Genomic DNA, 1,133 nt, shown 5'->3' on the forward strand with positions numbered 1-1,133 from the left:
TGCCGACGATCGCGGCGGTCAACGGGCTGGCGCTCGCCGGCGGACTGGAACTGGTCCTGTGCTGCGATATCGTGATCGCGGCCGACGACGCTGTCTTCGGTGACGCACACGCGAACTACGGGCTGCTTCCGGGTGGTGGCGGATCGATCCGCCTGCCGCGCAAGATCGGCGCTGCCCGCGCCACTCGGCTCATGATGACCGGCGAGTCCATTTCCGCGCAGGACATGGAGCGCGCGGGGTTGGTCAGCCGCTGCGTGCCAGCGGCGGCGCTGGCGGAGACCGCGCAGGCACTGACCGAGACGCTGGCCGCGAAAAGCCCGCTTGGCCTGGCGCGCATGAAGGAGCTGGCGGCGCTCGCCGTCGACTGCTCGCACGAGGAGGGTTTGCGGCGAGAAATGGAGATCGTCGCCGCCTACGCAGACTCGTATGATCTGCAGGAGGGACTGGCAGCCTTCGCGGCGAAACGGCCGCCGGAGTTCGTAGGGCGATGAGCGAGGTCTTCATCGCCGGCGTCGGCATGACGTCGTTCGGTCGGCAATTGGACCGGAGCTTGAAGGCGCTGTCGGCCGACGCTTGCGCACAGGCGTTCGCCGATGCGGGATGCGGGCCGGCGAACATCGAGGCGGTATTCTTCGGCAATTGTGTCCAGGGCCATATGGAAGGCCAGGACATGATCCGCGGCGAGATCATCGCCCGCGCCATCGGTATCCACGGCGTCCCCGTCGTGAATGTCGAGAATGCCTGCGCGACAGCCTCGACTGCGCTGCACATGGCAAACGCCTATGTCCGCTCGGGCGCGGCGGACATCGTGCTGGCGATCGGCGCCGAGAAGATGTGCTCACCCGACAAGGCGCTGATGTTCAGCGCTTTCGACGGGGCTTGGGACGTGCATGAAACCGCGCGGAACCGCGATATTCTGTTGGCGATGGGTCAGGGCGTCGCGGTGCCGGATGGCTCGGTGTCTGCCCAGCCTTACAGCGTCTTCATGGACATCTATGCCGCGATGTCGCGCGCGCACATGAAGACCTACGGCTCGACACAGGCACAGATTGCTGCCGTATCCGCCAAGAACCATGGCCATTCGGTCGGAAATCCGCTGGCACAATATCGCACCCCCTTTACCGTAGAGGCGG

General features: G+C 65.8%; 2 protein-coding genes. Both read left to right on the forward strand.

Features of this window, described 5'->3' with window-relative positions:
• Positions 1-491 (forward strand): enoyl-CoA hydratase/isomerase family protein (locus AX702_RS11070; protein ID WP_197420569.1); only part of this gene is annotated, 491 nt, incomplete at its 5' end.
• On the forward strand, positions 488-1,133 hold a 646-nt coding region (locus AX702_RS11075; RefSeq protein WP_269450387.1), incomplete at its 3' end, for a beta-ketoacyl synthase N-terminal-like domain-containing protein. The genes AX702_RS11070 and AX702_RS11075, both read left to right, overlap by 4 nt.

The sequence above is a fragment of the Sphingomonas sp. CCH5-D11 genome, assembly GCF_001557395.1.
In the GTDB taxonomy this organism is placed as follows: Bacteria; Pseudomonadota; Alphaproteobacteria; order Sphingomonadales; family Sphingomonadaceae; genus Sphingomonas.